General features: G+C 48.3%; 1 protein-coding gene. It reads left to right on the top strand.

Features of this window, described 5'->3' with window-relative positions:
• Positions 1 to 4,164, top strand: a 4,164-nt coding sequence (locus H4O18_RS21790; RefSeq protein WP_187588624.1) for a beta strand repeat-containing protein, incomplete at both ends; no start/stop codon positions are given.

Raw genomic sequence — 4,164 nt, 5'->3', positions numbered from 1 at the left:
CAGAAAACATATTAAGCGGAGGAAACGATAAAGTTTTGGTAACGGATGCAGTTGGTACAGTTGCCTGGGTTGACAAGTCCAGCTTTGATGCCATTGCGGATCAGGTAACGATTACCGGTGTGGGTACTGTTGCCGATCCATTTAAGGTTGAGGATCTTTCTATTGTAACGGCAAAATTGGCCGACGGAGCGGTGACCACGGTAAAATTGGGTGATGATGCAGTGACCAACGCCAAACTGGCGGACAATGCAGTTCAGACAGAAAACATATTAAGCGGAGGAAACGATAAAGTTTTGGTTACCGATGCAGTTGGTACAGTTGCCTGGGTTGACAAGTCCAGCTTTGATGCCATTGCGGATCAGGTTACGATTACAGGTGTGGGTACTGTTGCCGATCCTTTTAAGGTTGAGGACCTATCCATTGTTACGGCCAAACTGGCTGATGGAGCGGTGACCACGGTAAAACTGGGTGATGACGCAGTTACCAATGCTAAACTGGCGGATGATGCGGTTCAGACAGAAAATATATTGAACGGTACCATTTTAACGGAGGATATTTCTTCAGGTGGTAATGATAAAGTTTTGGTAACGGACGCAGTTGGTACTGTTGCCTGGGTTGACAAGTCCAGCTTTGATGCCATTGCGGATCAGGTAACGATTACCGGTGTGGGTACTGTTGCCGACCCTTTCAAAGTGGAGGACCTATCCATTGTTACGGCCAAACTTGCCGACGGAGCAGTGACCACGGTAAAATTGGGCGATGATGCAGTGACCAACGCGAAACTGGCGGACAATGCAGTTCAGACAGAAAACATATTAAGCGGAGGAAACGATAAAGTTTTGGTAACGGATGCAGTTGGTACTGTTGCCTGGGTTGACAAATCCAGCTTTGATGCCATTTCAGATCAGGTAACGATTACCGGAGTGGGTACTGTTGCCGACCCTTTTAAGGTTGAAGATTTATCAATTGTAACAGCAAAACTGGGTGATGGAGCGGTAACCACGGTAAAACTGGGTGACGATGCTGTGACCAACGCCAAACTGGCGGATGATGCGGTTCAGACAGAAAATATATTAAATGGTACCATTTTAACGGAGGATATTTCTTCAGGTGGTAACGATAAGGTTATGGTTACGGATGCAATTGGTACAGTTGCCTGGCTGGACAAGTCCAGCTTCGATGCCATTGCCGATCAGGTTACGATTACCGGTGTTGGAACAACAGCCGATCCCTTCAAAGTGGAGGATCTATCCATTGTAACGGCCAAACTTGCCGACGGGGCAGTGACCACAGTAAAACTGGGTGATGACGCAGTTACCAATGCTAAATTGGCAGACAATGCAGTTCAGACAGAAAACATATTAAGCGGAGGAAACGATAAAGTTTTGGTAACGGATGCAGTTGGTACTGTTGCCTGGGTTGACAAGTCCAGCTTTGATGCCATTGCGGATCAGGTAACGATTACCGGTGTGGGTACGGTTGCCGACCCTTTTAAGGTTGAGGACCTATCCATTGTTACGGCCAAACTGGCCGATGGAGCGGTGACCACGGTAAAACTGGGTGACGATGCAGTGACCAACGCCAAACTGGCCGATGATGCGGTTCAGACAGAAAACATATTAAGCGGAGGAAACGCTAAAGTTTTGGTTACCGATGCAGTTGGTACAGTAGTATGGGTGGACAAGTCCAGCTTTGATGTTTTGGCAGATCAGGTGACTATTACCGGGATGGGTACGGTTGCGGATCCCTTCAAAGTTGAGGATTTATCCATAGTAAATTCCAAACTTGGCCCTGATGCGGTTACGAATTCAAAATTGGCCGATGATGCGGTGCAATTGGAAAACATAGCTGATGGTACGGCTTCTGGCCAGGTAATACAATGGGATGGGACAGACTGGATTCTAATAGATTTAGGTTCTGTGACGGTTACAGAAATAGACGGTGTAATTGGCAATGAAATTTTAAATGCAACGGATGCTACCTTGGTACGTTCTGGATCAGGAACTAATGCCGATCCTTATACGTTAGATGTGTCAGCCGATGGGATTACTAATGCGGAATTAGCTGATAATGCAGTTCAGACAGAAAACATATTGAGCGGAGGTAACGACAAGGTATTGGTTACCGATGCCGTTGGAACAGTGGAGTGGATCGATAAGTCGAGCTTTGCCGCCATTGCCGATCAGGTAACGATTACAGGTGCCGGGACCGCTGGTGACCCTTTCAAAGTGGAGGATCTATCCATTGTGACCGCCAAGCTTGGAGCCGATGCGGTGACCAATGCTAAACTGGCCGATAATGCGGTTCAGACAGAAAACATATTGAACGGAACTATACTTACCGAGGATATTTCTTCAGGTGGTAACGACAAGGTTTTGGTTACCGATGCTATTGGGACAGTGGAGTGGATCGACAAGTCGAGTTTCGCTGCCATTGCCGATCAGGTAACGATTACGGGTGCCGGGACCTCTGGGGATCCTTTCAAGGTGGAAGATCTATCCATTGTGACCGCCAAGCTTGGAGCCGATGCGGTGACCAATGCAAAACTGGCCGATGATGCGGTTCAGACAGAAAACATATTGAACGGAACTATACTTACCGAGGATATTTCCTCTGGAGGTAACGACAAGGTACTGGTTACCGATGCCGTTGGTACAGTGGAGTGGATCGATAAGTCGAGCTTTGCCGCCATTGCCGATCAGGTAACGATTACTGGGGCCGGGACCGCTGGCGATCCCTTCAAAGTGGAGGACCTTTCCATTGTGACCGCCAAGCTTGGAGCCGATGCGGTGACCAATGCAAAACTGGCCGATAACGCGGTTCAGACAGAAAACATATTGAGCGGAGGTAACGACAAGGTATTGGTTACCGATGCCGTTGGAACAGTGGAGTGGATCGACAAGTCGAGCTTTGCCGCCATTGCCGATCAGGTAACGATTACGGGTGCCGGTACCGCTGGGGACCCTTTCAAAGTGGAGGACCTTTCCATTGTGACCGCCAAGCTTGGAGCCGATGCGGTGACCAATGCTAAATTGGCGGATGATGCGGTTCAGACAGAAAACATATTGAACGGAACTATACTTACCGAGGATATTTCTTCAGGTGGTAACGACAAGGTATTGGTTACCGATGCCGTTGGAACAGTGGAGTGGATCGACAAGTCGAGCTTTGCCGCCATTGCCGATCAGGTAACGATTACTGGAGCTGGAACCGCTGGTGATCCCTTCAAAGTGGAGGACCTTTCCATTGTGACCGCCAAGCTTGGAGCCGATGCGGTGACCAATGCTAAATTGGCGGATGATGCGGTTCAGACAGAAAACATATTGAACGGAACTATACTTACCGAGGATATTTCTTCAGGTGGTAACGACAAGGTATTGGTTACCGATGCCGTTGGAACAGTGGAGTGGATCGACAAGTCGAGCTTTGCCGCCATTGCCGATCAGGTAACGATTACTGGAGCTGGAACCGCTGGTGATCCCTTCAAAGTGGAGGATCTATCCATTGTGACCGCCAAGCTTGGAGCCGATGCGGTGACCAATGCTAAATTGGCGGACAATGCGGTTCAGACAGAAAACATATTGAGCGGAGGAAACGACAAGGTATTGGTTACCGATGCCGTTGGTACAGTAGTATGGGTGGACAAGTCCAGCTTCGCTGTTTTGGCCGATCAGGTGACTATTACGGGAATAGGATCGGTTGGAGATCCCTTCAAGGTTGAGGACCTTTCCATAGTAAATTCCAAATTAGGCCCTGATGCGGTGACGAATTCAAAATTGGCCGATGATGCGGTACAATTGGAAAACATAGCTGATGGTACGGCCTCTGGACAGGTAATGCAATGGGATGGAAGCGACTGGATTCTAGTAGATTTAGGCTCTGTGACGGTAACTGAAGTCGATGGTGTAATTGGAAATGAAATTTTAAATGCTACTGATGCTACCTTGGTTCGTTCAGGAGCCGGAACAACGGTTAGCCCTTATACGCTGGACGTATCGGCCGATGGAATTACTAATGCTGAATTAGCTGATAATGCAGTTCAGACAGAAAACATATTGAGCGGAGGTAACGACAAGGTATTGGTTACCGATGCCGTTGGTACAGTGGAATGGATCGATAAGTCGAGCTTTGCCGCCATTGCCGATCAGGTAACGATTACGGGTG

The organism is Arenibacter arenosicollis (assembly GCF_014397245.1).
In the GTDB taxonomy this organism is placed as follows: Bacteria; Bacteroidota; Bacteroidia; order Flavobacteriales; family Flavobacteriaceae; genus Arenibacter; species Arenibacter arenosicollis.
Note: the sequence above shows the minus strand (reverse complement) of the source record. Positions and strands in the feature narration are given on the sequence as shown.